The following is a 24,468-nucleotide window of genomic DNA, read 5'->3' as shown; positions in this document are numbered from 1 at the left end:
GGGCATGTACTCATTGAGAGATGGGTATGAGTCACTGAAAATATATTCGGAACCGCCGTATGCGACCCACGCTTGTACGGTGGTGTGAGAGGACGGAGGCCGTGAGGCCTCCTCCTACTCGATTTTTCACTTGATCAGTTGATCATCATCGAAATGAAGTAACCGATAATCGTTGCTGAGCCCACACCGATGAAGCCTGGGATCATGAAGCTGTGGTTGAGTACGTACTTACCGATTGCAGTGGTACCCGAGCGGTCGAAGCTAATAGCCGCCAGATCACTAGGATAGAACGGGAAGAAGAAGTAAGCGTAACAAGCTGGCAGCACACCGATCAGTACCGCTGGATCGATGCCAAGCGCAAAGCCAAGTGGCATCATGATAGTCAGCACCGCGGCTTGGCTTTTCAGGAACACGGACACGAAGAACATGGCAAAGGCGAAGGTCCATGGGTACACGTTAACCATGCCGCTGACTAGGCCAACGAGGTACTCTTTATGGTGACCAATGATGGTGTCACTGAACCAGGCGATACCAAAGATGGTGATCACCGCGCTCATACCGGCAATGAAGACGTTGCTGTGTACAATGCGCTTTGGCGAGATCTTGGTGGTCAGCAGGATTACCGCACCGACCGACAGCATCATAAACTGGATAGCGACCGACATACCAACGCCTGCTGGCAGTACTTGCTTGCTAAACAGGGCGATGCCGACAACCGCCAGGATACCCAGCAGGAACACGGTCAGGCCTTTCTTGGCGGTACGCTCATGCTCAGCTTCTTCCTCAGCAGAACCTTCCTGCTCTGGGTCAACCAGGCTATTGCGGAAATCTTCATCTTGTAGGCGGGCTTTGAATTCAGGATCCTTGTCCAGATCCTTACCACGCTTCAGGCTCCACAGACAGGCGATCATCAGGCCGCCAAAGGTGGCAGGGATGGTGACCATCAGAACATTGATTAGACTGATGTCCAGGTTGTTATCCATCGCTGTTGCCATGACCACGGCTGCTGCCGCGGCAATCGGGCTGGCAGTGATACCCATTTGTGACGCCACGGTGGCCATGGCCATCGGACGCTCAGGACGGATCCCTTTTTTGTAAGCGACATCGTAGATAACAGGCAGTAGCGGGTAAACCGAGTGGCCGGTACCTACCAGTACTGTTAGGGAGTAGGTACAAATCGGGCCGAGGAAAACCACGTGCTCAGGGTGCTTGCGAAGCAGGCGTTCGGCAAACTTAACCAGTAGCTTGAGGCCACCGGTAGCCTCAAGGGTGGCAGAGGCAGCAACTACCGCAAGGATGATAAGCATAACGCCGACAGGCGGTGAGCCTGGCGCAATACCAAAAACGAATGTCATCACGGAGACACCGAGGCCCCCCAAAAGGCCGAAGGCAATACCGCCGTGACGTATGCCGATCAAAATGACAGCTAGTAATAATAACAGGTGTATCCAGAACATTATTTTATTATCCTTGTTGCATATAACATAAAAAGTGCTAGAACTTCTGCACTAAGTCCTTGTACAGGTTTATAAACCATCAACTACGCCAAAAGTGGTATACAGATTCAGAAAATACATTCCGTTAACGAATAGGCATATTCTTTATATGGTTATTGTGAAGTGGGTCAACATATGATGTTGGTTGCGTGAAATTTTTTGGAATGATTATTCACGGTATAAGGTAAGGTGATGATTTTATGAGAATAAAAAAATGCCCCGCAGTGCGGGGCATTGGAAGGATAGGCAAGTAACTGTGATTACTTGTTAGCGTCGTCAGCTTGTTTTGCCTGGATCGCCGTTAGTGCAACTGTGTATACGATATCGTCTACTAGTGCGCCACGAGACAGGTCGTTAACTGGCTTGCGCATGCCCTGAAGCATTGGACCGATAGAGACTAGGTCTGCAGAACGCTGTACCGCTTTGTAAGTCGTGTTACCCGTGTTTAGGTCTGGGAATACGAATACAGTCGCTTTACCCGCTACTGGTGAGTTAGGTGCCTTAGAAGCAGCAACGTTTTCCATGATCGCAGCATCGTACTGAAGAGGACCGTCGATCACGAGATCTGGACGCTTCTCTTGAGCAAGCTTGGTTGCTTCACGTACTTTCTCAACGTCTGCACCCTTACCAGACGTACCGGTAGAGTAAGAGATCATTGCTACGCGAGGCTCGATGCCGAATGCTTTTGCAGAGTCAGCAGACTGGATAGCGATTTCTGCTAGCTGCTCAGCAGTTGGATCTGGGTTGATCGCACAGTCACCGTATACCAGTACCTGATCAGGCAGTAGCATGAAGAATACAGAAGATACGATTGACGCATCTGGTGCTGTCTTGATGATCTGGAATGGAGGAACGATAGTGTTCGCCGTGGTGTGAACCGCACCTGAAACCAGGCCGTCAACTTCGTCGTTTTCAAGCATCATAGTGCCTAGGAAAACAGAATCCTGAAGTTTTTCACGAGCAACAACGTCAGTCATGCCTTTGTGGCCACGTAGCTCAACAAGACGAGCAACGTAGTTTTCACGAACTTCATCAGAGTTGATGATAGTCACGCCAGCACCTAGTGTCACGCCCTGCTGCTCAGCAACACGTTTGATGTCTTCTGGGTTACCAAGAAGGACACACTCAGCAATGCCGCGCTCGGCACAGATAGCTGCCGCTTTAACGGTACGAGGCTCATCGCCTTCAGGAAGAACGATACGCTTAGCCGCTTTGCGTGCAAGCTCAGTTAGTTCGTAACGGAAAGCAGGTGGGCTTAGGCGACGCTCTTTGGTTGAACCTTCAGTTAGAGACTCAATCCACTGGCCGTCAACATGGCTAGCCATGTATTCGTTAACTAGCTCAACACGCTCTTTATCGTCAGCTGGGACTTCTAGGCTGAAGCTCTGAAGGTTCAGAGAAGTCTGCCAAGTGTTACCTTGTGCAGTCATAACAGGCAGGCCTGTTTCGAAAGCACGCTCACAAAGATCCATTACTGGCTTAGGTAGCTCGTAGCCGCCTGTCAGCAGTAGGGCACCGATTTCAACGCCGTTCATGGCCGCAAGACATGCAGCAACGATTACGTCTGGACGGTCTGCAGAAGTCACGAGCAGAGAGCCTGGGCGGAAGTGCTCAACCATGTGCGGGATAGAACGCGCACAGAACGTGATGCTCTTGATACGGCGAGTAGCAATTTCACCTTGGTTGATGATTTCAGCGTTCAGGTGCTTAGCGATGTCCGTCGAACGTGTCGCGATCAGCTCAGCGCTCCAAGGGGCACAGCCAAGAACTCGGATTGGGCTAGAGTTGAATACCTGCATCACTTCAACGTTTGAAGGTACAGTGGCTTCAGCGTCGTCGAAGATTTCAGATAGGTCAGGGCGAGTACGGCCTTCAGCGTCAACAGGTGCGTTAAGCTTGTTAACGATAACACCGGCGATTTGCTTGTTCTTGATACCGCCGAAGTTAGAACATGCTACTTCGATACGCTCTTTAAGCTGAGCTGGGTTGTCAGTACCAGGTGCAACAACGAATACGATTTCCGCGTCTAGCGTTTTCGCAATTTCGTAGTTGATCTGGTTAGCAAACGGGTGCTTGCGAGTTGGTACAAGGCCTTCGATCAGCGCAACTTCAGCGTCAGCAGTTGCTTCTTTGAAGCGGGCTACGATGTCTTCTAGCAGTACGTCGCTCTTATCGTTACGGATAAGCTCTTCTGCACAAGCCATAGAGAAAGGTTCAGCCACTTTCATATCGCTGTTAGCAGCGATGATGTTCGTTGTTAGATCTGGCTGATCACCACCGTGGCGTGGCTGAGCGATAGGCTTGAAGAAAGAAACGCGAACACCTTTGCGCTCCATTGCACGAAGCACACCAAGGCTTACGCTAGTAAGACCAACACCGGCACCAACCGGAACAAGCATAATAGTACGGGACACTATGGATTCCTCAACTATTGAACACGACAGTGCTGTGCAATAACGATGGGTGAACCGGTATTGGACAGCACCACAAAAAAGCATGACCTAAGGTCATAAGTCATGAAAAAACGGCCGGCCTAGGCCAGCCGTTGAAATCAGTTTCGACCGATTAGATTTCAGCTAGACGAGCTGTATCTTCAGCGATAACTAGTTCTTCGTTAGTTGAAACAACCATTGCAGGAACACGGCTGTTTTCAGTAGTGATCACACCTTCGCCGCCGAAACGTGCTTTAAGGTTTGCTTCACTGTCAACTTCAACACCTAGGATAGCAAGGCGGTTAAGAACCATCTCACGGATTGGTGCAGAGTTTTCACCGATACCACCAGTGAATACGATAGCGTCTAGACGACCTTCTAGTGTTGCAGTGTAACCAGCAACGTACTTAGCTAGACGGTGGCAGAACACGTCCATTGCACGAGTTGCTTCTTCTTTCTCGCCGTAGTTGTCTTCAACGAAACGACAGTCAGACGTTACGCCAGTCAGACCTAGTAGGCCAGACTCTTTAGTGAACATAGTGTTGATTTCATCAACGCTCATGCCTAGCTTGTCATGTAGGTGGAACATAACAGCTGGGTCAAGATCACCACAACGTGTACCCATCACTAGGCCTTCAAGAGGTGTTAGACCCATAGACGTATCTACAGACTGACCGTTCTTGATTGCACAAACAGATGCACCGTTACCTAGGTGGCAGTTGATGATATTCAGTTCGCTCTCAGGTTTACCTAGACGCTCAGCTGTTTCACGAGTGATGAACAGGTGAGAAGTACCGTGTGCGCCGTAACGACGGATACCGTGCTCTTTGTATAGGTTGTACGGTAGTGCGTATAGGTACGCTTCTTCTGGCATTGTTGTATGGAATGCAGTGTCGAATACAGCAACGTTTTTCAGCGCTGGGAAAGACTTCTGGGCTGCTTTGATACCGATGATGTGAGCTGGGTTGTGAAGCGGTGCGAAAGTCGCAGCGTCTTCGATACCTTTAAGTACTGCATCGTCGATTAGCGCAGACTTAGTGAACTGCTCACCGCCGTGTACAACACGGTGACCGATAGCGGCCAGGTTTTCAGCTAGTTCAGGCTTAGAAGCAAGAATAGTGTCTACCATGAACGCTAGCGCTTCTTCGTGAGCAGCGCCTTCGCCTAGTTGAGCTTCGTGTTTACCGTCAAGTTTCCACTTGATACGTGCTTCTGGAAGGTGCAGACATTCTGCAAGACCTGTCAGGTGCTCTTCACCTGATACCGCGTCAACAACAGCGAACTTAAGAGAAGAACTACCGCAGTTAAGAACTAAAACCAGCTTAGACATGAGTGACTACCTATAATCTGTCTGAAAGTTGATATTCAACTGAAATAAAAATTACCCATAGGATAGACGACTTTTCGACAAGCCGGTCTAGTCAGGGTCAAAATCGTGCTACATCCGTATCAAGTAGAATCGTGTTACCCAGATCCTGGGCCATCCTTGGAAGCGCCTTCAGTTGCCAGAACGATGATTACAGGCAACAATAAATGTAGGCGTGCATAGGATAGCGATTGTGGTGCAATATAACAAAAAGATTTTTAGAAAAAATTAATTTGAATCAAGTTTGTTATTGCTGGTTTTTAAATTTTACTGTTTTTTTTGAAGTTTGGTGATTTATGAGTCAACAACATTCGATTTGGCAAGCTTTCCGTCATGGCCAGGATTACATGGCCACGTGGCCAATGCGCAAAGAGTTGGCCATGCTGTTTCCCGAGCAGCGTTATATCAAAGCCACGCGATTCGCAATGCGGGTGATGCCAGCCGTTGCTGTCATGAGCGTGTTGAGCCAGATGGCCTTCGATAATTACGACGCCTTGCCCCAGGCCATCACTGTCGCCCTGTTCGCCTTGAGCATGCCCTTGCAGGGGCTGTGGTGGCTCGGCAAGCGCAGCCGGACCGATTTGCCACCGTCGCTGGCGAGCTGGTACCGTGAGATCCATGACAAGATTGTCAGTGAAGGGTATGCGCTGCAGCCGCTGAAGAGCCGCCCGCGCTACAAAGAATTGGCCCAGGTGCTAAACCGGGCGTTCAAGCAACTGGACAAAGGCTCGCTTGAGCGTTGGTTCTGAATCGGTCGTTGCTTGCGGGCGGGTTGATTACAAAAAAAGTAGCCTAGGGCTACTTTTTTTTAATCGGCGATCACTCGTCGTCTTCAACCTGGCGCTTGGTGCGAACACCAGGCTTGGCCAAGATTTCCAAGTAGAAAGACGTCAGCGCCAGAGATTCGGCTTCGTCAATGCACTTGTTGATTTCTTTAACGTGGATAACCTTTGCTTCCTGCTCGGTGTGACCATATTTACAGTCGAAATCCCAGTAGTCAGCGCCTGCTGGTAGGGACTTGTTACGTTCACGCTTGAGGTACTTCTTTACCTCGTATTTGACGGCTTCGACAACGCGTGGAACTGCTTTCTTTGGGTGAGTTAAAGCAAATGTTTTTTTCATCGTTTTCCTAAAAATCAAAAAGGCCCAGAACATGCTGGGCACGATGGGCATTTTACTTTAATTTGCTGCCGGTCGCGAATGGCAATTTTGGCACTAGTTCAGCAGCAGGCTATCATCAGCCAGTTCTTCGCCGCGGACCTTGCTGAACATTTCCAATAAGTCTTTGACGCCCATCTGGTTGCGTTCCTCGCCAGCGACATCAAGAACGATTTCCCCCTGATGTAGCATGACGGTGCGCTCGCCATAGGCCAGGGCATCTTTCATCGAGTGGGTGACCATCATGACAGTGAGATCAAACTCTTTCACGACTTTGTTGGTCAGTGCCAGGACGAAGGCTGCCATCCGGGGATCCAGCGCGGCGGTGTGCTCATCGAGCAGCAGTAATTTACTGTCAGCGAGTGTTGCCATCACCAAGCTGACCGCTTGGCGTTGGCCGCCGGATAACAGCCCGATGTTATCACCGAGCCGATCCTCGAGCCCGAGGCCAAGGATGCTGATCCGCTCCTGGAACAGCTGGCGGCGTTTCGATGACAGAGCCAGTTTCCAGCTGCGGCTGCTGCCGCGCTGGTAGGCCAGCGCCATGTTTTCCTCGATGGTGAGTGAGCCGCAGGTACCAGCCAGCGGATCTTGGAACACCCTGGCGGCATACTGAGCCCGCTGGTAGACGCTTTTCTGGGTGACATCGATATTGTCTATCAGGACTTGCCCGCCAACCATCGGGGTTTCGCCGCTGACTGCGCCGAGCAAGGTCGATTTCCCCGCGCCGTTTGAGCCAATCACGGTGACAAATTGCTTTTCGGGGACCGTGAGGGAAACGCCTTTCAGCGCCTGATTTTCCAAAATAGTGCCTTCGTTGAAGGTCACACGGATATTGTTCAATTCAATCATCTTTACCTCAACCCCTTGCTTTGGCCTTGTTGGTGACGACGGACGCTTTCTGCTTGCCGCGAGTCAGCTGTCCTTTCATGCGTGGGGCAATCAGGGCGATGGCAACCAGCAGTGCGGTGATCAGGTTGAGATCCGAGGCTTGCAGGCCGAACATGCCGCTGCTCAGGGCAAAGGCGACGGCGAGGCGGTATAGGATAGAGCCGAGGATCACGGCGATAACCGCTATCCAAATTTTGCGACCGGGTAGCAGGGTTTGGCCAAGGATAACAGCGGCAAGGCCTACCACTATGGTACCGACACCCGAGGTCACATCGGCGAAGCTGTTGGTTTGGGCAAACAGGGCACCGGCAAAGCCGACCAAGCCGTTGGATAAGGCAAGGCCGAAATAGGTGTACAGGGCGGTATTGCCGCCCTGAGCACTCACCATCCGGCTGTTGACCCCGGTTGCCCGCAGGCCGAGGCCAAAATCGCTGGCCAGTAGCCGGGTGATGAACCATGCACTGGCGATGACCAAGGCAACTACAACGACCAGGCGGACGATGCCTTCGTCCATCCCGTAATCGAACGCTAACAATTCAAACGGGGTGAACAAGGTATCTTCACCGAGCAGTGAGAGGTTGGGGCTGCCCATGATCCGGATATTGATGGAGAAAGCCGCAATCATGGTCAGGATACTGGCCAGCAGGTGGAGGATCCCGCAGCGTACTGCGAGAAATGCGGTTACCAGGCCACACAGCCCGCCAGCGGCAATGGCCAGTAAGGTTGCCGCCCATGGATTGAAACCGGCTATGATGGCTGTTGCCGCCACCGCCGCCCCCATCGGGAAGCTGCCATCAACCGATAGATCGGGGAAGTCCAGAATCCGGAAGGTCAGGTAGACGCCGAGGGCAACCAGGCCGTAGACCAACCCGATCTCGAGCGTCCCGAGAAAGGCAAAGAAAGACATCCTTATTCTCCTTGTCTTTATGTGTAGTGAAGAACCTAGAACCGTTGGCTAGGATCTAGGAACTAGCCTCTGCTTCTCTTATTTCTCTATCGACGTGGCACGCTCAAGCACCGAGCTCGGGAAGGTGATACCCAGCAGGTCGGCGGCTTTCTGGTTGAGGGCTAAATCGGATCCCTTGGCGACTTTTACCGGAAGATCAGACACTTTTTTGCCCTTCAGCAAGGCATCGACATAATCCGCCGTTTGGACACCGACTTGGTAGTAGTCGAAGCCAAGGGCTGCTAAGGCACCGTTGGCAATGTAGGTGGTCGAAGCGCCGACAATGGGGGTGTTCGCTTGGTTTGCGGCATTGACCAGCCCATCGATGGCACTGGCCACGGTGTTATCGGTCGGGGCATAAATCACATCGGCTTTTGACGCTACAATTTGGGCGGCGGATTGGACATCGGCGCTTTTCAGGGCCGTCCCCTCGACAACGGTAAGTCCTCGGTCCTCGGCGGCAGCACGGAGCAGCTCCACCAGGGCGACGGCATTGGCTTCACCCGGGTTGAACACGACCCCTATACTTTTTATTTCAGGCAGCAGCTCCTGCATCAAGGCAACGTGCTGGGCGACAGGGGAAAGGTCGGACAAGCCGGTGACATTGCGGGCAGGTTTGTCCATGTCTTTGACCAGCTTGGCACCAACCGGATCAGTCACCGCGGTGAAAACCACAGGGATCGAGCGGGTTGATGCGGCCAGGGCCTGTGCGGTTGGGGTGGCGATCCCGACCAGAACGTCGGGACGCTCGCCAACGAACTGCTTGGCGATCTGAACTGCAATGGCGGGGTTACCCTGTGCAGTCTGGTAGCTGAACTCCAAATTTTCACCTTCGACGTAACCTTTCTGCCTCAAGCCGTCTAGCAAGCCATTGCGGGCGGCGTCCAAGGCCGGGTGCTCGACAATTTGCGATACCGCCACTTTTGCCATCTCGGCCATGGCGGAGGCCGATGTCATGGTTAACGAGGCGGCAATGCAGATAGCCGTAAGTAGTTTATTGTTTTTCATATCCATTTCTCATGCACTCCGTGTTTTGCTTTGCGCTGTTCCAATCAAGGTTTCTAACCGCTTATTGGCATATTGTTTTATCGCATTGGCAATCAAAAGGATATATGAAATTTAACATCATTGTAACATGGTGGTGGCCAATCATGCTGCCATATCGCAACTATGTAGTTGAGCTTTATTGCTTGTGTGGTTGGGGGTGGCAAGTTAGTTTACGTCTTGGCTAAAAAACAGACAATTTTGCTTTATTGTTATTTTCATGGCTCATGGTGAAAAGTCTGCTGGGCGATGCTGATAGTGCTATGAAAATCTGTGCTACAGATCAGGTTGCAGCTGGGAGGTGTTCAGGTCTGGATCAGGTCGGTTACGACATACTGCTTCTATGAGATACCAGCTGTATCTCTCCCAATGACCCCACAAGCTTGGCCGCCGGTGGGGTCAGTTCTTTCCCGAAAGGGCTATTTATAGCACTCCAGTCCTTTATTCCTGCTGTAAATCGCGGCCATTGCCGCAGCCATTTTGTCTTGGTCGACATAAGCTGCCGGTAGCGGCATGACCTCAAAAGTATAATCTGGCGATCCTTCTGCCACCCCGGTGTTTTTTGTTACAGGCGTTACCATCATGACATTTAAGTCTGGGTTGCGGGCTGTGATCCTCGACGCCGTGCCTAAACCTTCCGCGACATGGAACCGTCCGGCCACATGGATAATTTGCTTGCCGGGGTGGAGGGCAAGGTAGTCAACCATGCTTTCTGCCATAGTGTCATCCCAGGCTGTCTGGGCGGCAAACTGGCGCTTGGTTTTCTCTTCATCGCCATGGTGCATCGAAGCGTTGAACTTGTCGTGGTAGGCATCGCTCCCCAGAGTGAGCTGCTCGGCGACCCAGCGCCGTTCCATGGCCGGTAATAACGCCAAATAGCCCTCACCTTGCTGGCCGATACAGCGGACAATAGATTTTGGTGCATTGGCGGCAATTACATCCAACTGGTTCATCTTGGCAAATTCAACCAAGGGGCGGTAATCACTGCTGTAGTTCGGCCAGGCTTTGCCTTCCTTGATCAGGGTTTTTTCACCAATTTCATTGTTAAGGTATTGGTTTACCACATGCTGTTTGTCGCGGGTGAACTGCTCCATCGACAGGGCCATATTCGGGTTGTGCTGATAGAGGGCTGCAAAAAGGCGGGCTTGCATCAGGTGGGCTCCGGGGTGCCCGTGCCATTCGCCAACCAGCACGATATCCGCCGCCTGTAACGCCTCGGCGAGTTGGTCAAGGGTCATTGGCTGCCCTTGGGGAGACTGAATAGTCGAGTCATACATGGTCGGCAATAACCGGGCGGCCGTGCCGGCATCACTTATGTCGGCAACGTCAGTATGCGAAGTGCAGCCAAACATCAGGCTAGCGAGACCGAGGGAGAGCCATTTCTTCATGGGAATCAAATCACAGGTTGAGTAAAGCCGGGAAAATACACGGCAAACAAGATACACCAACCCGGCCATCTGTTCGCGGGGGAGTCAGAATATGGCTGAGTCTGGTATGAGTATAGAAGCTGTGATGATAGATGACTTGATAGCGATTATCAATTGCAATTGATAATCGCTATTGTTTGCGGTGGTTATGTCGAACTCAGAGAAGGTTATGGCTGTCGCTGGTAAATCCTGATCGCAAAGTCGGCTTCACAGAAAAACTGTTCGCTTTGTGCCAATTGCTGCCACACGGCGTCACTGGTTTTCCAGGCGAAGGGGGTCATCTGCATCAGTGCCGTTGCTTCCTCACCGTTCAGTGTCATGTCGTAATGGAGCTGGGTTTGATCGACAAGCTCAAAGCCATCAATGCTCTCTGGTGTCATATCATGAAGGCGCACGCCGTCGTAGATCAGTTCTTTGAGTTGGTACAAGTGGCGGGCGGCCGGTGTCACTGTGACGATAATCCCGCCAGCTTTGATGGTTCGCTTAAGCTCTTCCGCCTTGCACGGGGCATAGATGCGCACCATGCCATCAAGAGAGTGCTCGGCAAACGGGAGTCGGTGACTGGAGGCGACACAGAAATGGCAGTTGGGGTAGCGCTTGGCTGCGTAGCGTACCGCGACTTTTGAAATATCCAAACCATGTACCTCAAGGGCGGGATGATCTGCCAATGCGGCAGCAAAGCCAGAGGTGTAATACCCTTCGCCACAGCCGATATCCAGCAGTTGCTCGGCATTGTCAGGTAGGTATTGCTCTAGCTTGTTGATCACGACTTGACGCATCGGATCGTAGTGGCCGGCGTTGAGGAACAGGCGGCGTGCCTGCATCATCTCTTTGTTATCCCCGGGATTCTTCGAGCTCTTGTGGTGTGCAGGCATTAGGTTCACATACCCTTCCTTGGCCTGATCAAACTGGTGGTTGCTGGCGCACTTCCACGTATTATCCTGTTGGGTTAGCGGTTGGTGGCAGAGAGGGCATTGGTACGGCATTGGGATCACCCGGTTAGTTGAGTTTTGGGCATTGTAAACGCCTGCTCAGGTTAGCTGCAAGCCAACAGAGGATAAGAGGGGGAAATGTATAAAGCCAGCTGATGCTGGCTTTATATGGGCTAGCCGATCGCTAGCTTTTGGCTTTGTATTCTGCCTTGTCCAGATTGTGCTTTTTCATTCTCAGGTACAGCTTTTTGCGCGGGACCTGCAGGTAGTTGGAGACATCGTTTATCCGGCCTGCAAACAGGTACAACGCGTCTTCGATGACCTGTTTCTCATAGCTGTCGACCAGTTCATCAAGCGGGCTGCTCATATGCTCCAGCGGCTTAGTGCGATCTTGTCCTGCCAGTTTCACAATACCTATTGCATAGAGTTCAGCCACGTTTTTCAGCTCGAGTACATTTCCGCTCCATTCATGGCGGTTGAGGGTGTTGATATAGGCTTTGTCGATAGCCGGAACGGGTTTGTGCAGCTTCTGGCAGCTCTGCTTGAGGAAGTACTTGAATAGCGGCGCTATATCGCTCACCCGCTGGCGCAGCGGCGGGAGCTGGAAACGGATCTGGCTGAGGAAGTAGAACAGCTCCGGTAGCAAGGTTTCTTGCTCAACCAAGGCTTCTGGGTTAGTGCCGGTAATGGCAAGCACCCGAACTTCTTTCTTGTTTTGCCGCTCTTGCTCCAGCAGGAAGCGACACAGCCATTGCTGCGTTTCCAGAGGCATGTCTTGAGGTTCGCTAAGGCTGATACTGCCGCTGCGGGCGGAGATCATTGCCCGTTGTAAGTCGGGGGTGCAGGTAATATTGCCACCCTGGATAGCGACAAATGGCCCTTTGTGCATTTGGCTATGCTGGTGCAGCAGCCTGGCAACGGTATGACGCCCTGTACCTCGCTCCCCTTCGATGAGGACATCCTTCGACGTCAGGGCTATTTGGGTGACCTTCTCTCGGACTTTGACGATCAGTGGACTCTCTCCCAGCAGTATCTCACAGGTGGACTGGCCGATAGCCTCACGCTGTTCGATCACGGCTTTCCTTGCGGGCAGGTGTTTTTCCAGCAGTGCCAACAGCTCGGCAGGTTGTAGCGGTTTTTGCAGGAAGTCGAGGGCACCACGTCTTACCGCATCAACCGCCATCGGGATATCGCCATGCCCGGTGATCATGATGACAGGCAGCTCCGGGTCGAGGTTCTTGATGAACTCCAGGAGATCCATACCGTTTAGCCCAGGCATATACATGTCTGTCACCACAACGCCGGGCCAGTTTTTGTGCAACAAGGATGTCGCCTGTGTTGGGTCGGTAATGGCTTTGACTTTAAAGCCTGATATTTCAAGTAGTTGCTGGTATGAGTCCAACACATCATGGTCATCATCAATGATTAGTACTTCGATATCATTATTCATTATCATAATTGTCTAGCTCCAGCACGACCATGGCACCGCCTTGCAGGTTTGAGGCAAGGAAAATATCGCCACCAAGGCGGTTCATGATTGAACGGCAGATACTCAGCCCAAGGCCGAGACCCACCTCTTTTGTTGTGGTAAAGGGGATAAATAGTTTCTCGATGATTTCGGCGGAAAATCCGTTGCCGCTATCGCTGACGGCCAGGCGACATCGACCAGCCTGGCAGCCAAGGGATTCAAGGGTAATGGTTCGTTGTTCGCAGCCGGCGATCGCGTCACAGCTGTTGACCATCAGGTTGACCAAGACCTGCTCGAGCTGGACCTGATCGGCATAACAATAGCACGGGCCGGTAAGCAGGTTACGGATCTCGGTCTGCTGTACCCTGGCCCGGCTTTCGACAATCATCATGGCTTGCTGGATCGAGGTGTTGAGCTCGATGGGCTTCATCGGGCTGTCGGATGATTGCTTTTTGGCGAAGCTCTTGAGGCTGGCGATGATCCGTCCCATCCGGGTGGCGAGGCTTTCCACCTTCGCCAGCGAAGCCGGCAGCTGCTCAAGGCGCTGCTTGTCCAGTGCCAGTTTCGCGGTAAAAATATGGGTCGAGATGGCCGAGAGCGGCTGGTTAAGCTCATGGGCCAGAGAGGTCATGGTCTGGCCGACCACCGCCATTTTTGCTGCTTGGATCAGCTCGTCCTGGGTGGCACGCAAGTCCGCCTCGACACGTTTGCGATCCTCGATTTCCAGCTGGAGCTGGCGATTGCGGGTGGTGAGGGTATGGGTTTTTTCCCGGACCATTTTTTCCAACCAGCGGGCTGCCTTTTCCTGCTCGGTGATGTCTGTCATGGTGATGATCACTTTGTCCAGTTGCCCTTGCTGGAAAAGACGGAAATCTAACCGAAGGTACAGGTTCTCCTGGCCGGTTTTATTTTGTTTCAGGGTTAAGTTGCAGCCCCCCAGGCTAAACAGTGGGCTGTTGCTGGTGAACAGTGACTGCAGCCGGACATGCATGGCGGGGCTGAACAGCTCCCATATTGCTCGGTGCTGTGGCATGTCGATATTGTCAAACAGGTTCAGGGCGCTGGGGTTGACCGACTCAATCATCCCTTCGAGACTGCAGGTAATGATGCTGGCCTGGGTATTGTTGATCAGGTTGAGGGCATTGCTCTGTTGCATTTCTTGCATTTGGCGGCAGAAATGGCGCAAGTTATCACCGAGTTGGCCGATTTCGTCATTGCCCGTAACTTGGATCTTGGCATCAAGCTGGTTATTGGCGACCGCCAGGAGATCCTGAGAGAGCAGGTTCAGCCGTTTGACAATCCCCTGGCCGACCAGATACACCGACAGCATCACCGACAGCAAGAGGGTAACGACCATAGTGCCAAGCAAAATTAGGTTGCTGATGGCGATCGCCTGGCGTGTCTTCTCGTTCAAGGTATGCAAAGAGGCATCCTCTTGCTCAACCATGGTCTGGATCAGCTCTTCCTGGTAGGCCAGTTGGGCCTGAATTTGCTCCTGGTAATGGCTAATTTGCTGCGACAGGTGGTCGTCATGGAGCAATTGTTTTTCCAGCGTCCCTCCTGGCTCGACCAAGTCGATCAGTTCATCGAGTAATTGCCGATAGGAGATTGTCGACGAGTAGTGGCTCAAACTTTGGCTCATCTGGCTGATGTCTTCGGTTTTGTAGCCGATGAAATAGAAGGCATTGCTGATATCCCTTTGCTGTCGCTGCATGATGATTTCCTGCACCAGTTGATGCAGTTCATTCTCTTTGACCGTGATGGCCTGCAACAGCGAAAACTCTGTCATGACTTCGTTGATGGTACTGGATACCAGGGCGTTGGGGAGCATGCGGGTGAGCTGCCATTCGACTTCTTGCCGAATGGGGGTGAGCTCTTCAATCATGTCCTGATGCAGCCATTTAATATTGTTTTCGGTCTGTGCCAAGGCATAGAGATGGGTGTTACGCTGGTACAACAGGTCGGCGTAGACTTTGATGTCATTGAAGAGAGCATCGTGCTCGTTCTTGATTGCCGCATGAAATTGCAAACGGGCCGTTTGGGCAATGGCGGCATTGATCTGGGCCAGCTTGGTATTGATATTTTGCTTCAGGTCCGCATGCAGGACAGGATCGGTATTGTCGCTCAGTAAGTTGAGCGCTGTTTGCAAACCGGCGGTATTGCGTTCTAGCTGGTAGCTGGCCCGCAGCGTCGGCATGTTTTTGTTGACCATTGCCTGGATTTGGTCGTCGAGGCTCTCCCAGTTGATAATGGCGATCAGGCTGACGCTGATGGTCAAAAAGGCCATGAACGCGATCGAGGCGATCAGGCGGTTGCCGATGGTATTGCCGAACAACATTAGCGCTTCCTCTTAGACTCGTGGTTCTCGAGCAACTGTTCGCAGATACGGATGGCCTGATCGAGCTGTTCAGTCATGATGGTGCGCCAATTTTTGGTTAGCTGGGCCGTGGGTATGTCGCCTCTCGACAACGAGAGGCTATTGCGCAGTATGGGGTTGCGTGATTGGGTTTCGGAAACCGGAGGGGTCGAGGCCAAGCGAATAGCCAGGTTGAACTGGCGCTGCTCTTCGGAACTAAGCCCGTTGAGCTGTTTGATTTTGTGGATCAACTGCCAGGCCTGGTTGAGGCGGATCAACTGGTAGTTGATACTTTGCTCGAACAGTTGTTTGACTAAGGTTGAGCGCTGTTCCATCAATCGGTGATCGAGGGCGGCTATCTCGTAAGGCTGCCGCATGGTCTGGTGCAGGGCATATTTGTTGAGTGAGCTGGTCGATAATGTCTGTTGGATATCATCGGAAAGCAAAAATTTAATGAACTCAATACTGTGCTGTGCCTGGTTGATGTTTTTCACTGCGGCGACATAGCTTGGCATCAGCGGGCTGTTCGGCTGGTAAGTAAAGTTGATAAAAGGGAATAGCTTCTGGCTTTCGTAGGCATAGCTATCAATGATCGGTCCAATGCCGACCAAGCCGCGGGCAATGCTGTTCTTGACGCCGTAGCTGCGTGCCGAGACCGAGGAAAGGTTGCCACCGATTTGCATCAGCAATTGCCAGCCGTGCTTCCAGCCATAGTGCTGGAGGATATTTTCGACCATGATATGGGTGGTGCCTGAGCGGGCCGGGCTGCTCATGACCAGATGGCGGAAGAAACGTGGATCGGTCAGGCTCTCCCAGCTGTCGGGGGAAGGGAGATGGTGCTTTGCCAGGTAATCGTCGTTCCACATCAAGCCGTAGCCGGAGTAGCCGAAGATGGCGACATTGGCAATAGAGTCCTGCATAAAGCGCTGCTGCTGGAAGGTTGAGTCATAATTTAACGCGTTGAGTGGCAGTAAGCGCCCCTCTTCAACCAGCGGGGTAAACAGGGTACGTGAAGAGGAGATCACGATATCGATATCATGGTCGTCATGGCTTAGCAGGCGCAAGCTTGAAGCCTCTCGGCGGTGAAGGATGGTGAAGTGCACCTCAGGGTATTGTTGCTTGAATTGTTTCAAGATTGGCTGAAGCGACTCAGCGGTAAAAGTGGTCAGGATGATCAGTTGATCGGTCGGCTTGGCCCAACTTGAGAGCGAGAGAAACAAAATGACGGCATAGAGTAATTTCATCATCGGTGATCAGCTAACCAAAGTGCCTCTTTGTATACAGGGAAAATGGCGTCAAGAATAGTGGAATCAGCAACGATATTTTTTAATTATTAAAGGATTATCGCTTTTATCCTGTCCAATCCAACTTGCGGGTCAAAGTTGACACATCGGGCGAGGGAGTGTTGGTCGGGGTCACACTTTTCAGATGACGCAAAAAGTGCCAAAGTTCATATACAGCAAACCGGAGCAAAGGCTCCGGTTTGGTTGTCGAAATCGTCAGATTAGGCGTTAAGGATCTGCTGGATTTCTGAGGTAGACAAGTGGTACTGGCGCGGGCAGTTACGCCAAGTACGTAGCATGCGCTGGTACTTGTCAAGCATCGGAACCTGGCTGTTGAACATGTGTTCTGTTTTGTCAAATTGCGGGTATAGCCCCTCTTCCTCGGTCAGAAAGCGCACATAATGGACATGTTGGGCCTCTGTTGCCGCATCAAAGCCGAGGAACTGCAGGCGGCGCTGGTCAACCTGTTTCTGGTTGTCTTCTGTCAGCATTTTGTATGACTCTTGCATGGCATGGTGCATTTCCATGAAGTCAATGATTTCACGGCACTTCTCTTCAGGCAGGTCACCGAATTCTTTGTCCAGTTCGCGCATTTGCAGGCCGTAGCCACGCTCTACGATAGTTTGCAGACGGCGGTATTTGGCTTCGTTCTCCGGCGTCAGCTTTGACATCAAATAGTATTGATTCGACAGGATCAGGCGTTGCGCGTTAGTCATTTCCATAATGATAGGCCTTAATATTTATTGAGCTGGCATTGAGGTTAACAGGATAAAACGAAAAAAAATTGATCTGGTTACGTCTTGCTAACTTTTTTTTGTTAAAAATTACTAATCGTATAAAGTCTATCCAACTCTACTATGGTTAGATGAAATAATCCGACAATCTCCTTAATTATTACATGGATTTAGGGCCCTGTCGGGGAGAGATAATTGTCTTGAAGCACGTTAATGGCGTGGGGTGATGTCGGTGGTAATCAGTACTGTTTGAGAGTCGCAACGGGAAAGGGGAGGTGCAGGCATGTCAGGCATGGTAAGTGGGTTACAGTTAGCGGGCTTTGCTGCCGCTGCGGTGATCCTCGCAGTCTGCTTTCCTCGGGAGTTTTGGCCCAAGTTCCGTGCCGAGAAAGACTATCAGCACTGGGTACTGGCCAGTGTGGTGGTGCTGTTTCTGCTCTGGAGCCTGACTGCGGGGCTGGCCGACGGATTGCAGGTGCATTTCTTGGTGCTGACTACGTTGTCCTTGTGTCATGGCTGGAGAATTGCCGCCCTGATCGGTGTTGTGCCTACCCTCCTGCTTGCACTCTTCGACCAGCTGCCTATCGCCCAGATAGGGATTTATCTGGTGGTATCGGTGATTGTCCCGGCTTGGCTGAGTTTTTTGCTATTTCGCCTGACGTACCGGTATCTGATTCGGCACCTATTTGTCTATATCTTCGTGGCGGCCTTTCTTAACGGGGCATTAACCATTGCGATACATCAGCTGCTTAATGGCGGGATCATCTGGCTCGCGGGGGGGTATAGCTGGCATTACATTGTCGATAACTATTTGGTACTGATACCGCTGTTACTGTTCCCCGAAGCCCTGCTTAACGGGATGGCAATCACCTTACTGGTGGTTTACCGGCCTCAGTGGGTGAGGACCTTCCATGACAATGATTACTTGAATCAATGAGTTCGGGGTGGTGGTTTTGCCCGGTGAATGGAGGTGGTGGCCATTTCCCCATTTTGCCTCTTTCGCTAGCGCTTGGCGTCGGGTGGCTTGAACTCGGTGTCAAAACGGCTTACCCTGCGCGCGTTTTTCCGCACGGCTTGTCCGTGCCCACTCGCATATTGCGCGAGAATCCCCGTTTTATTCATTCATACGAACAAAATGCCGCCAGGAGGCAAGGATTCAAAGCAGAGGGAAATCGAGTGCATTTGGTGCCTGAGATTTTGTCCCGGGCAGAGGTGTACCTAGGTAGCGCCCCAAGCACTTTGGATCGGATTGTTTTGAACAGCTGACTGTGGACAACACAGCCAGGGTGCGGCACTGCCTGATTGTTTCTATGAGTTTATTATGCAAGTCTTTTCTAGTCTGATCGGTATTCTACTACTGGTTGTCTTGGCTTATTTCCTTTCTGAACAACGTGATCGTATTAATTGGCGTACTGTTTTAGGTGCTCTGTCAATCCAGATGGGCTTTGCTGCCCTAGTGCTCTATAGCACGGTCGGGCGTGAGGCTTTGACGGACTTTTCCGCTGGCGTGCAGACGGTGATCAACTACAGCAACCACGGGATCGGTTTCCTGTTTGGCGGCCTGGTGTCTGACAAAATGTTCGAGCTGTTTGGCGGTAATGGCTTTGTCCTTGCTCTTCGGGTACTGCCGGTGGTGGTGTTTTTCTCCGCCCTGGTGTCGGTGCTCTACCAGCTTGGTATCATGCAGTTGCTCGTAAATACTCTGGGACGGGGGCTGGCACGCGTGCTTGGCACCAGTCGTCCTGAGTCTATTTCAGCCACCGCCAATATATTCCTTGGTATCTCCGAAGCTCCTTTGACGATTCGTCCTTATTTACCAACTATGACCCGCTCGCAATTGTTCGCCGTGATGGTCGGTGGCATGGCCTCGGTCGCAGGTTCGGTGCTGGTAGGCTATGCCCAGATGGGTATTCCCCTCGAGTATCTGCTGGCGGCTTCATTTATGGCCGCCCCTGCTGGCCTGATGATGGCCAAGCTGATGATCCCGGAAACCGAGGATGCGGCAGGCTGTGTCGAGGAGCAACAACAGGAACAAAAAAAGCCAGCTAATGTGATTGATGCGGCAGCTCAGGGGGCAGCCCAAGGGATGCAGGTTGCCTTGAACATCGGTGCTATGTTGCTGGCTTTTGTCGGTCTGATTGCCCTGATAAACGGCATGCTGTCGGGCGTCGGCGGCTGGTTTGGTATGCCTGAGCTGAGCCTGGATGTGGTGTTCGGCTACCTGTTCCTGCCGTTTGCCTTCATGGCCGGGATCTGGGATTTTGACTCCGCGCAGCAGATGGCGGTGATTTTCGGTACCAAGACCACGATCAATGAATTCGTCGCCTTCTCGCAATTGGCCCCAATGATTGCTAGTGGCGTACTGGAGCCTCGTGTTGAAGCCATTATAGCCTTTGCTCTGTGCGGCTTTGCCAACTTTGGTTCGATTGCGGTTATGCTCGGCAGTATTGGGGTAATGGCGCCAAGCCGCTATCATGAGATTGCAACCTTGGGGGTACGATCACTGGTGGCAGCGACGTTGGCCAACCTACTCAATGCCACCGTTGCCGGGTTGTTTATTAGCCTGGCAATGTAATTGCCAGAGATACGGCTTGTAGTCGGAACACAAAAACGCCAGCGAAAGCTGGCGTTGTTATATCGAGGCTCGGTGATTAGCTCAAGCCAACAATGTTACCGTCGGCATCAATATCCAGGCCGAGGTAAGCCGGTTTTTCCGGCAGGCCTGGCATGGTCATGACGTTGCCGCACAGGGCGTAGACAAAGCCGGCACCCGCACACAGCTTGAGCTCGCGAACTGGCACGATGAAATCGCTTGGGGCGCCTTTCAGGCTCGGGTCGTGGCTGATAGACATGGGGGACTTCGCCATGCACAGCGCCAAGTTGTCATAACCCTGGGCTTTGAACTGGGCTAGCTGCTCCTTGGCAAGCTCCGACAGTTCAACTCCGCGGCAGCCGTAGCCGACCTCGGCCACGGTCATTAGCTTTTCTTCCAGTGTCTGCGACAGCTCGTACAGCGGTTTGAAATGAGCTGGGGTTTCACATGCACGGGTTACCGCTTTCGCCAATTCAACCGCACCGTCACCGCCTTTGCCGAAGGCTTCGCTGATCGCCACATCGACGTGGGTGGTAAATTGCTCGGCCTCAATCATGCCTTTAAGCAGCGCCAGCTCGGCGTCAGTATCTTGCGGGAAGCGGTTGATTGCCACGACCACAGGCACACCGTATTTGGCGGCATTGTTGATGTGCCATTTCAGGTTGGCAAAGCCTGCCACTAATGCTTTTTCGTCTGCTTCGAAGATCGCCTGCGGCAGAGCCTGGCCAGGGCGCAGGTCATACAGGCCTGAGTTGGCTTTAAGACCACGCAGGGTAGCAACGACAACCGCACAATCAGGACCACGGCCCGCTTGCTGTGCCTTGATGTTACAGGCTTTCTCAAAGCCCATGTCGGAGCCGAAACCGCCCTCGGTAATGGTGTAGTCTGCCAGCTTAAGGGCAATGCGGTCGGCAATAATTGACGAGTTGCCGTGGGCGATGTTGGCAAAAGGGCCGGCGTGGATCAGCGTCGGCACCCCTTCCAGAGTTTGCATCATGGTCGGTTCAATGGCTTCGACCATGGTGACGGCCATGGCACCGGCGACTTGCAGATCTTCTGCGGTTACTGGCTGGCCATCAAGATCATAAGCCAGCACCACGCGACCGATACGCTGGCGCATGTCAGCCAGATCCGTTGACAGGGCGAGGATGGCCATTAGCTCTGAAGCCGCCGAGATATCAAAGCCGTCCTCACGCTCAAGACCGTTGATGGTTTTACCCGGCTGGTTCTTGCCCACGGTGATCATACGAAGCGCGCGGTCGTTGTGATCCATCACGCGCTTCCAGACAATGCGGTTCATGTCGATACGCAGAGCCGGCATGCCGGTTTTCTCGGTAAAGCCCTCGTAACCGTGGCGCTCTTCGTGGTAGACGCGGGCATCAATGGCTGCAGCAGCCAGGTTGTGGGCTGCCGTTACGGCATGGATGTCACCGGTCAGGTGCAGGTTCAGCTTTTCCATTGGCGCAACTTGGCTGAAACCGCCGCCAGCAGCACCGCCCTTAACTCCGAAGACCGGGCCCATCGAAGGCTGGCGGATACATGCCATTGCCGACTGGTTGATTTTGGCCAGGCCTTGGGCAAGGCCGATGGTGGTGACTGTCTTACCTTCACCCAGCGGGGTCGGGGTAATGGCGGTGACGACAACCAATTTGCCTTCTTCTTTGTTGGCCAGACGCTTAAGGACCGATGGCTTGATCTTGGCCTTGAGTGTGCCTTGCGGGGTCAGATCTTCAGGAAGCAGGCCAGCTCGCTCGGCGATTTGATCTATCGGTGTCAGCGTTGTTTCACGGCAAATTTCAATATCACTTTTCATGGGCGGCCATAACCTCGCATTGGTAACTTGTATATATCGCGCAATTGGATTTTATGAGTTGCGCAATCGTTTGCGCTGGATTTATACCATAATTTTATCACGGGTAAAGCGATAAATGCGGATAGTTATGTCACGAGATTGGTTGATTTTTATCGAGATGTTAAGGTGGTAACTTGCTGTTTCTCTGAAGTTGTTGAAGGTAAAGGGAAAATAAGGTGTTACTTTTTTGTGTTTGCAGCCTCATTTTGCCGTGTTGGCGGCGGCTATATTGTGTTGCGGTATTTTGCAGGGGCTGACTTGGCGTGCCTCGGGACTGGATACCGGTGTGTATCCAGTCCTGAGCGTGAAAACGGGCAGAGGCTTAACCGGTCATGGCTGTCAGCCCTGCCTCTTCTCATCCCGCTCTGTATTATCCCAAATGCCCAAGCACATTGATGTTCTTGTCTTCTGGGATCTCGTTGTAAGAAAGAACCACTAGCCCTTTGGCAAAGGTACGGGCATACCGGGCCAGCAGAGGCCTTAGCTGCGGGGTGACTAGCAGGATGGGTTTGAACCCGTTCTGCTTGAGCTGCTCTTTGACCGCCGGCATGTTCTGCTGCAGTTGGGCCAGCAGAGTAGGCTCGACCGGGAAGCTATCGAGCGCTGTCGGTCCTCCGCTTTGCTGAGCTTTGCTCAGCGAGGTCAGCAGCATCTTCTCAAGGTTGTCGCTCAAGGTATAGATGTTGAAATCCTTGCCCGAGCCGACCAGGCTGTTGGTCAGCGAACGCTTGAGGCCACAGCGGACATCGGCGGCGATAAGGATGGGATCCTTAGTGACTTCACTGCTTTCAACCATGATTGAAGCAATGTTGCCGATGTCCTTGATCGGTACCTGATCGATCAGCAGCTGACGGAACACCCGCATCTGCTGCTGATGATTGAGCTGGCTGGTGAGCGCTTCCATCAATTTCGGAGCCGTGCCCCCAAGGCGTTCCATCAAGTGCTCGACATCGTCGTGGCAGAAAAGCTCGGCCAGATGCTCCTTGACTATTTTGCTCAGGTGGGTGGCGATCACGGTTGCGCCGTCAACCACGGAATAGCCCTGGTTGAGCGCTTGGGGTTTGTTGGCCGGTTCAATCCAGACAGCATCAAGATTGTAAGCCGGATCTTTACCGAGCACTCCATCGAGTTGGCCATAGACTTCGCCGACGGCAAGGGCCATTAGGCGCTCCGGATCAATTTCGCCTTGTGAAATGACTTCGCCATGCAGAAGCAAGGAATACTGGGTCGGCTTGAGTTTGAGGTTATCGCGAATGGCAATTTCCGGGATCAAGAAGCCCACCTGTTCGGTAATGGTTTTCCTAACCCCGCGGATACGCTGCGCCAGTGGCTCGCCCTGGTTTTTGTCTACGAGGTTCACTAGTCGGTATCCGAGTTCAAGGGCGATCGGGTTGATGACCGGCACATCACTCCAGCCTAAACTCGGGGTATTGTCCTGGGCGATAGCCTCGGCGACGGCTTCGGCTTGTTCGAGCGGTTCAGGGTTGCTCTCCACTTGTCTTTGCTTCCAGCCGGCGTAGGCCAGGACAGCAGCAAAGCTGAAAAATGCCAGGTGCGGCATGCCCGGTACCAAGCCGATGATCAGCATGATGGCCGAGGCCGTAAACAGGGTGGCCGGGGAGGCCAGCATCTGACGGTGGACATCCACCGAGATATCGCCGCTGTCGTTGACCCGGGTGACGATAATGGCGGCGGCTGTTGCCAGGAGCAATGATGGGATTTGCGCGACCAGGCCGTCACCAATGGTGAGCAGGGCAAAGCGCTGGAAGGCTTCGCTGGCGGCCAAGTCGTGTTGCACCATACCGATAGTGATACCACCCAGGATATTGATGACCAGGATCATCAGGCCGGCGATGGCATCCCCGCGGACGAACTTGGAGGCACCGTCCATCGAGCCGTAGAAGTCGGCTTCGCGTGCAACTTCTTCACGGCGGGTACGTGCTTGGTTCTGATCAATGAGCCCGGCGTTTAGATCGGCATCAATCGCCATCTGCTTGCCCGGTAGGGCATCCAGGGTAAAGCGGGCCGAGACTTCGGAGATCCGCTCGCCACCTTTGGTGATCACCACGAAGTTAATGATCATCAGGATGACGAAAACGACAATGCCGACGAAATAGTTACCGCCAACAACGACATCACCAAAGGCCTGGATCACCTTACCGGCGGCATCCCCGCCAAGGTGGCCATTGAGCAACACCACCCGGGTCGAGGCGACATTGAGGGTCAGGCGCATCAAGGTGGCAACCAGCAGGATGGTCGGGAAGACCGAAAAATCCAGCGGGCGCTTGCTCGACACCGCAACCAGCAACACGATGACTGCCAGTACGATATTGAAGATGAACAGGCCATCGAGCAGCCACGGCGGCAAGGGGAGGATGACCATGGCAAGGATCGCCAACAGCATAATGGGGATCCCAAAATAGCTGGTGGTCAGGCTCGGAAACAGTTGTTGCAGTTTCGCTTTCATAGGACTTCTAGCTCAAAGTTGAC

At 52.7% G+C, this 24,468-nt stretch carries 18 protein-coding genes and 1 pseudogene; 4 read left to right on the top strand and 15 right to left on the bottom strand.

Features of this window, described 5'->3' with window-relative positions:
* A pseudogene (locus tag C9J03_RS27210) lies at window positions 1-88 on the top strand (group II intron maturase-specific domain-containing protein); the annotation flags it as partial.
* A 46-nt stretch (window positions 89-134) separates the two neighbouring features.
* On the opposite strand, the gene C9J03_RS21315 reads toward C9J03_RS27210, so the two are convergent.
* From C9J03_RS21315 to C9J03_RS21305, 3 genes are all read right to left on the bottom strand, one after another.
* Complete coding sequence (locus C9J03_RS21315) at window positions 135-1,457, bottom strand: anaerobic C4-dicarboxylate transporter (protein ID WP_044622668.1); 1,323 nt, start codon at window positions 1,455-1,457, stop codon at window positions 135-137.
* Between the two features lie 299 nt (window positions 1,458-1,756).
* Window positions 1,757-3,895, bottom strand: a complete 2,139-nt coding sequence (gene pta / locus C9J03_RS21310; protein ID WP_039463707.1) for a phosphate acetyltransferase — start codon at window positions 3,893-3,895, stop codon at window positions 1,757-1,759.
* A gap of 166 nt (window positions 3,896-4,061) precedes the next feature.
* Window positions 4,062-5,258, bottom strand: a complete 1,197-nt coding sequence (locus C9J03_RS21305; protein WP_044622669.1) for an acetate kinase — start codon at window positions 5,256-5,258, stop codon at window positions 4,062-4,064.
* A 332-nt stretch (window positions 5,259-5,590) separates the two neighbouring features.
* On the opposite strand from C9J03_RS21305, the gene yfbV reads away from it, so the two are divergent.
* Window positions 5,591-6,043: a terminus macrodomain insulation protein YfbV gene (gene yfbV, locus C9J03_RS21300; protein WP_044622670.1), complete on the top strand. Its 453-nt coding sequence runs from the start codon at window positions 5,591-5,593 to the stop codon at window positions 6,041-6,043.
* A 70-nt stretch (window positions 6,044-6,113) separates the two neighbouring features.
* Here yfbV and C9J03_RS21295 read toward each other — a convergent pair whose 3' ends face one another.
* The 10 genes from C9J03_RS21295 to C9J03_RS21250 all read right to left on the bottom strand — a co-directional run bounded on the left by C9J03_RS21295 (window position 6,114) and on the right by C9J03_RS21250 (window position 17,521).
* Window positions 6,114-6,416: a DUF6172 family protein gene (locus C9J03_RS21295; protein ID WP_044622671.1), complete on the bottom strand. Its 303-nt coding sequence runs from the start codon at window positions 6,414-6,416 to the stop codon at window positions 6,114-6,116.
* A 93-nt stretch (window positions 6,417-6,509) separates the two neighbouring features.
* A complete protein-coding gene (locus C9J03_RS21290; protein WP_044622672.1) occupies window positions 6,510-7,304 on the bottom strand; it encodes an ABC transporter ATP-binding protein in 795 nt (264 codons plus the stop codon).
* Window positions 7,305-7,311: 7 nt separating this feature from the next.
* Window positions 7,312-8,250 (bottom strand): ABC transporter permease, encoded by a 939-nt coding sequence (locus C9J03_RS21285; RefSeq protein ID WP_044622673.1) that lies wholly within the window; start codon window positions 8,248-8,250, stop codon window positions 7,312-7,314.
* 78 nt (window positions 8,251-8,328) lie between these two features.
* The gene (locus C9J03_RS21280; RefSeq protein ID WP_044624388.1) at window positions 8,329-9,297 is read right to left on the bottom strand and encodes an ABC transporter substrate-binding protein; all 969 of its coding nucleotides are present in this window, start codon (window positions 9,295-9,297) and stop codon (window positions 8,329-8,331) included.
* A gap of 455 nt (window positions 9,298-9,752) precedes the next feature.
* Window positions 9,753-10,721, bottom strand: coding sequence for a ChaN family lipoprotein (locus tag C9J03_RS21275; RefSeq protein WP_044622674.1), 969 nt, complete (start codon window positions 10,719-10,721; stop codon window positions 9,753-9,755).
* Window positions 10,722-10,927: 206 nt separating this feature from the next.
* Window positions 10,928-11,746, bottom strand: a complete 819-nt coding sequence (gene rlmA / locus C9J03_RS21270) for a 23S rRNA (guanine(745)-N(1))-methyltransferase (RefSeq protein WP_044622675.1) — start codon at window positions 11,744-11,746, stop codon at window positions 10,928-10,930.
* 130 nt (window positions 11,747-11,876) lie between these two features.
* Window positions 11,877-13,148: a sigma-54-dependent transcriptional regulator gene (locus C9J03_RS21265; protein ID WP_044622676.1), complete on the bottom strand. Its 1,272-nt coding sequence runs from the start codon at window positions 13,146-13,148 to the stop codon at window positions 11,877-11,879.
* Window positions 13,135-15,498, bottom strand: a complete 2,364-nt coding sequence (locus C9J03_RS21260; RefSeq protein WP_044622677.1) for an ATP-binding protein — start codon at window positions 15,496-15,498, stop codon at window positions 13,135-13,137. The genes C9J03_RS21265 and C9J03_RS21260 overlap by 14 nt, the downstream gene beginning before the upstream one ends.
* On the bottom strand, window positions 15,498-16,763 hold the full coding sequence (locus C9J03_RS21255) for an ABC transporter substrate-binding protein (protein WP_052829718.1): 1,266 nt from the start codon (window positions 16,761-16,763) through the stop codon (window positions 15,498-15,500). The genes C9J03_RS21260 and C9J03_RS21255 overlap by 1 nt, the downstream gene beginning before the upstream one ends.
* 257 nt (window positions 16,764-17,020) lie before the next feature.
* Window positions 17,021-17,521, bottom strand: coding sequence for a YfbU family protein (locus C9J03_RS21250; RefSeq protein WP_039463670.1), 501 nt, complete (start codon window positions 17,519-17,521; stop codon window positions 17,021-17,023).
* 295 nt (window positions 17,522-17,816) lie between these two features.
* On the opposite strand from C9J03_RS21250, the gene C9J03_RS21245 reads away from it, so the two are divergent.
* Together C9J03_RS21245 and C9J03_RS21240 are read left to right on the top strand one after the other, a co-directional pair.
* The gene (locus C9J03_RS21245) at window positions 17,817-18,470 is read left to right on the top strand and encodes an energy-coupling factor ABC transporter permease (protein WP_231580710.1); all 654 of its coding nucleotides are present in this window, start codon (window positions 17,817-17,819) and stop codon (window positions 18,468-18,470) included.
* A gap of 384 nt (window positions 18,471-18,854) precedes the next feature.
* Entirely contained in the window at window positions 18,855-20,108 is a 1,254-nt protein-coding gene (locus C9J03_RS21240) for a NupC/NupG family nucleoside CNT transporter (protein ID WP_044622678.1), read from the top strand.
* 76 nt (window positions 20,109-20,184) lie between these two features.
* Here the strand turns inward: C9J03_RS21240 and C9J03_RS21235 are convergent, their stop codons facing one another.
* Both C9J03_RS21235 and flhA read right to left on the bottom strand, forming a co-directional pair.
* Entirely contained in the window at window positions 20,185-21,939 is a 1,755-nt protein-coding gene (locus tag C9J03_RS21235) for a formate--tetrahydrofolate ligase (RefSeq protein WP_044622679.1), read from the bottom strand.
* 409 nt (window positions 21,940-22,348) lie between these two features.
* Window positions 22,349-24,445 (bottom strand): flagellar biosynthesis protein FlhA, encoded by a 2,097-nt coding sequence (gene flhA, locus C9J03_RS21230; RefSeq protein ID WP_044622680.1) that lies wholly within the window; start codon window positions 24,443-24,445, stop codon window positions 22,349-22,351.
* Between the last annotated feature and the right edge of the window lie 23 nt (window positions 24,446-24,468).

Source organism: Photobacterium gaetbulicola (genome assembly GCF_003025515.1).
GTDB lineage: Bacteria > Pseudomonadota > Gammaproteobacteria > Enterobacterales > Vibrionaceae > Photobacterium > Photobacterium gaetbulicola.
This window is presented reverse-complemented; position numbering and strand designations above follow the sequence as displayed.

What these genes read in the sequence shown, in the direction of transcription:
- C9J03_RS21315 (WP_044622668.1), bottom strand. Translation starts at nt 1,457, where the DNA reads ATGTTCTGGATACACCTGTTATTATTACTAGCTGTCATTTTGATCGGC.
- pta (WP_039463707.1), bottom strand. Translation starts at nt 3,895, where the DNA reads ATGCTTGTTCCGGTTGGTGCCGGTGTTGGTCTTACTAGCGTAAGCCTT.
- C9J03_RS21305 (WP_044622669.1), bottom strand. Translation starts at nt 5,258, where the DNA reads ATGTCTAAGCTGGTTTTAGTTCTTAACTGCGGTAGTTCTTCTCTTAAG.
- yfbV (WP_044622670.1), top strand. Translation starts at nt 5,591, where the DNA reads ATGAGTCAACAACATTCGATTTGGCAAGCTTTCCGTCATGGCCAGGAT.
- C9J03_RS21295 (WP_044622671.1), bottom strand. Translation starts at nt 6,416, where the DNA reads ATGAAAAAAACATTTGCTTTAACTCACCCAAAGAAAGCAGTTCCACGC.
- C9J03_RS21290 (WP_044622672.1), bottom strand. Translation starts at nt 7,304, where the DNA reads ATGATTGAATTGAACAATATCCGTGTGACCTTCAACGAAGGCACTATT.
- C9J03_RS21285 (WP_044622673.1), bottom strand. Translation starts at nt 8,250, where the DNA reads ATGTCTTTCTTTGCCTTTCTCGGGACGCTCGAGATCGGGTTGGTCTAC.
- C9J03_RS21280 (WP_044624388.1), bottom strand. Translation starts at nt 9,297, where the DNA reads ATGAAAAACAATAAACTACTTACGGCTATCTGCATTGCCGCCTCGTTA.
- C9J03_RS21275 (WP_044622674.1), bottom strand. Translation starts at nt 10,721, where the DNA reads ATGAAGAAATGGCTCTCCCTCGGTCTCGCTAGCCTGATGTTTGGCTGC.
- rlmA (WP_044622675.1), bottom strand. Translation starts at nt 11,746, where the DNA reads ATGCCGTACCAATGCCCTCTCTGCCACCAACCGCTAACCCAACAGGAT.
- C9J03_RS21265 (WP_044622676.1), bottom strand. Translation starts at nt 13,148, where the DNA reads ATGATAATGAATAATGATATCGAAGTACTAATCATTGATGATGACCAT.
- C9J03_RS21260 (WP_044622677.1), bottom strand. Translation starts at nt 15,498, where the DNA reads ATGTTGTTCGGCAATACCATCGGCAACCGCCTGATCGCCTCGATCGCG.
- C9J03_RS21255 (WP_052829718.1), bottom strand. Translation starts at nt 16,763, where the DNA reads ATGATGAAATTACTCTATGCCGTCATTTTGTTTCTCTCGCTCTCAAGT.
- C9J03_RS21250 (WP_039463670.1), bottom strand. Translation starts at nt 17,521, where the DNA reads ATGGAAATGACTAACGCGCAACGCCTGATCCTGTCGAATCAATACTAT.
- C9J03_RS21245 (WP_231580710.1), top strand. Translation starts at nt 17,817, where the DNA reads ATGTCAGGCATGGTAAGTGGGTTACAGTTAGCGGGCTTTGCTGCCGCT.
- C9J03_RS21240 (WP_044622678.1), top strand. Translation starts at nt 18,855, where the DNA reads ATGCAAGTCTTTTCTAGTCTGATCGGTATTCTACTACTGGTTGTCTTG.
- C9J03_RS21235 (WP_044622679.1), bottom strand. Translation starts at nt 21,939, where the DNA reads ATGAAAAGTGATATTGAAATTTGCCGTGAAACAACGCTGACACCGATA.
- flhA (WP_044622680.1), bottom strand. Translation starts at nt 24,445, where the DNA reads ATGAAAGCGAAACTGCAACAACTGTTTCCGAGCCTGACCACCAGCTAT.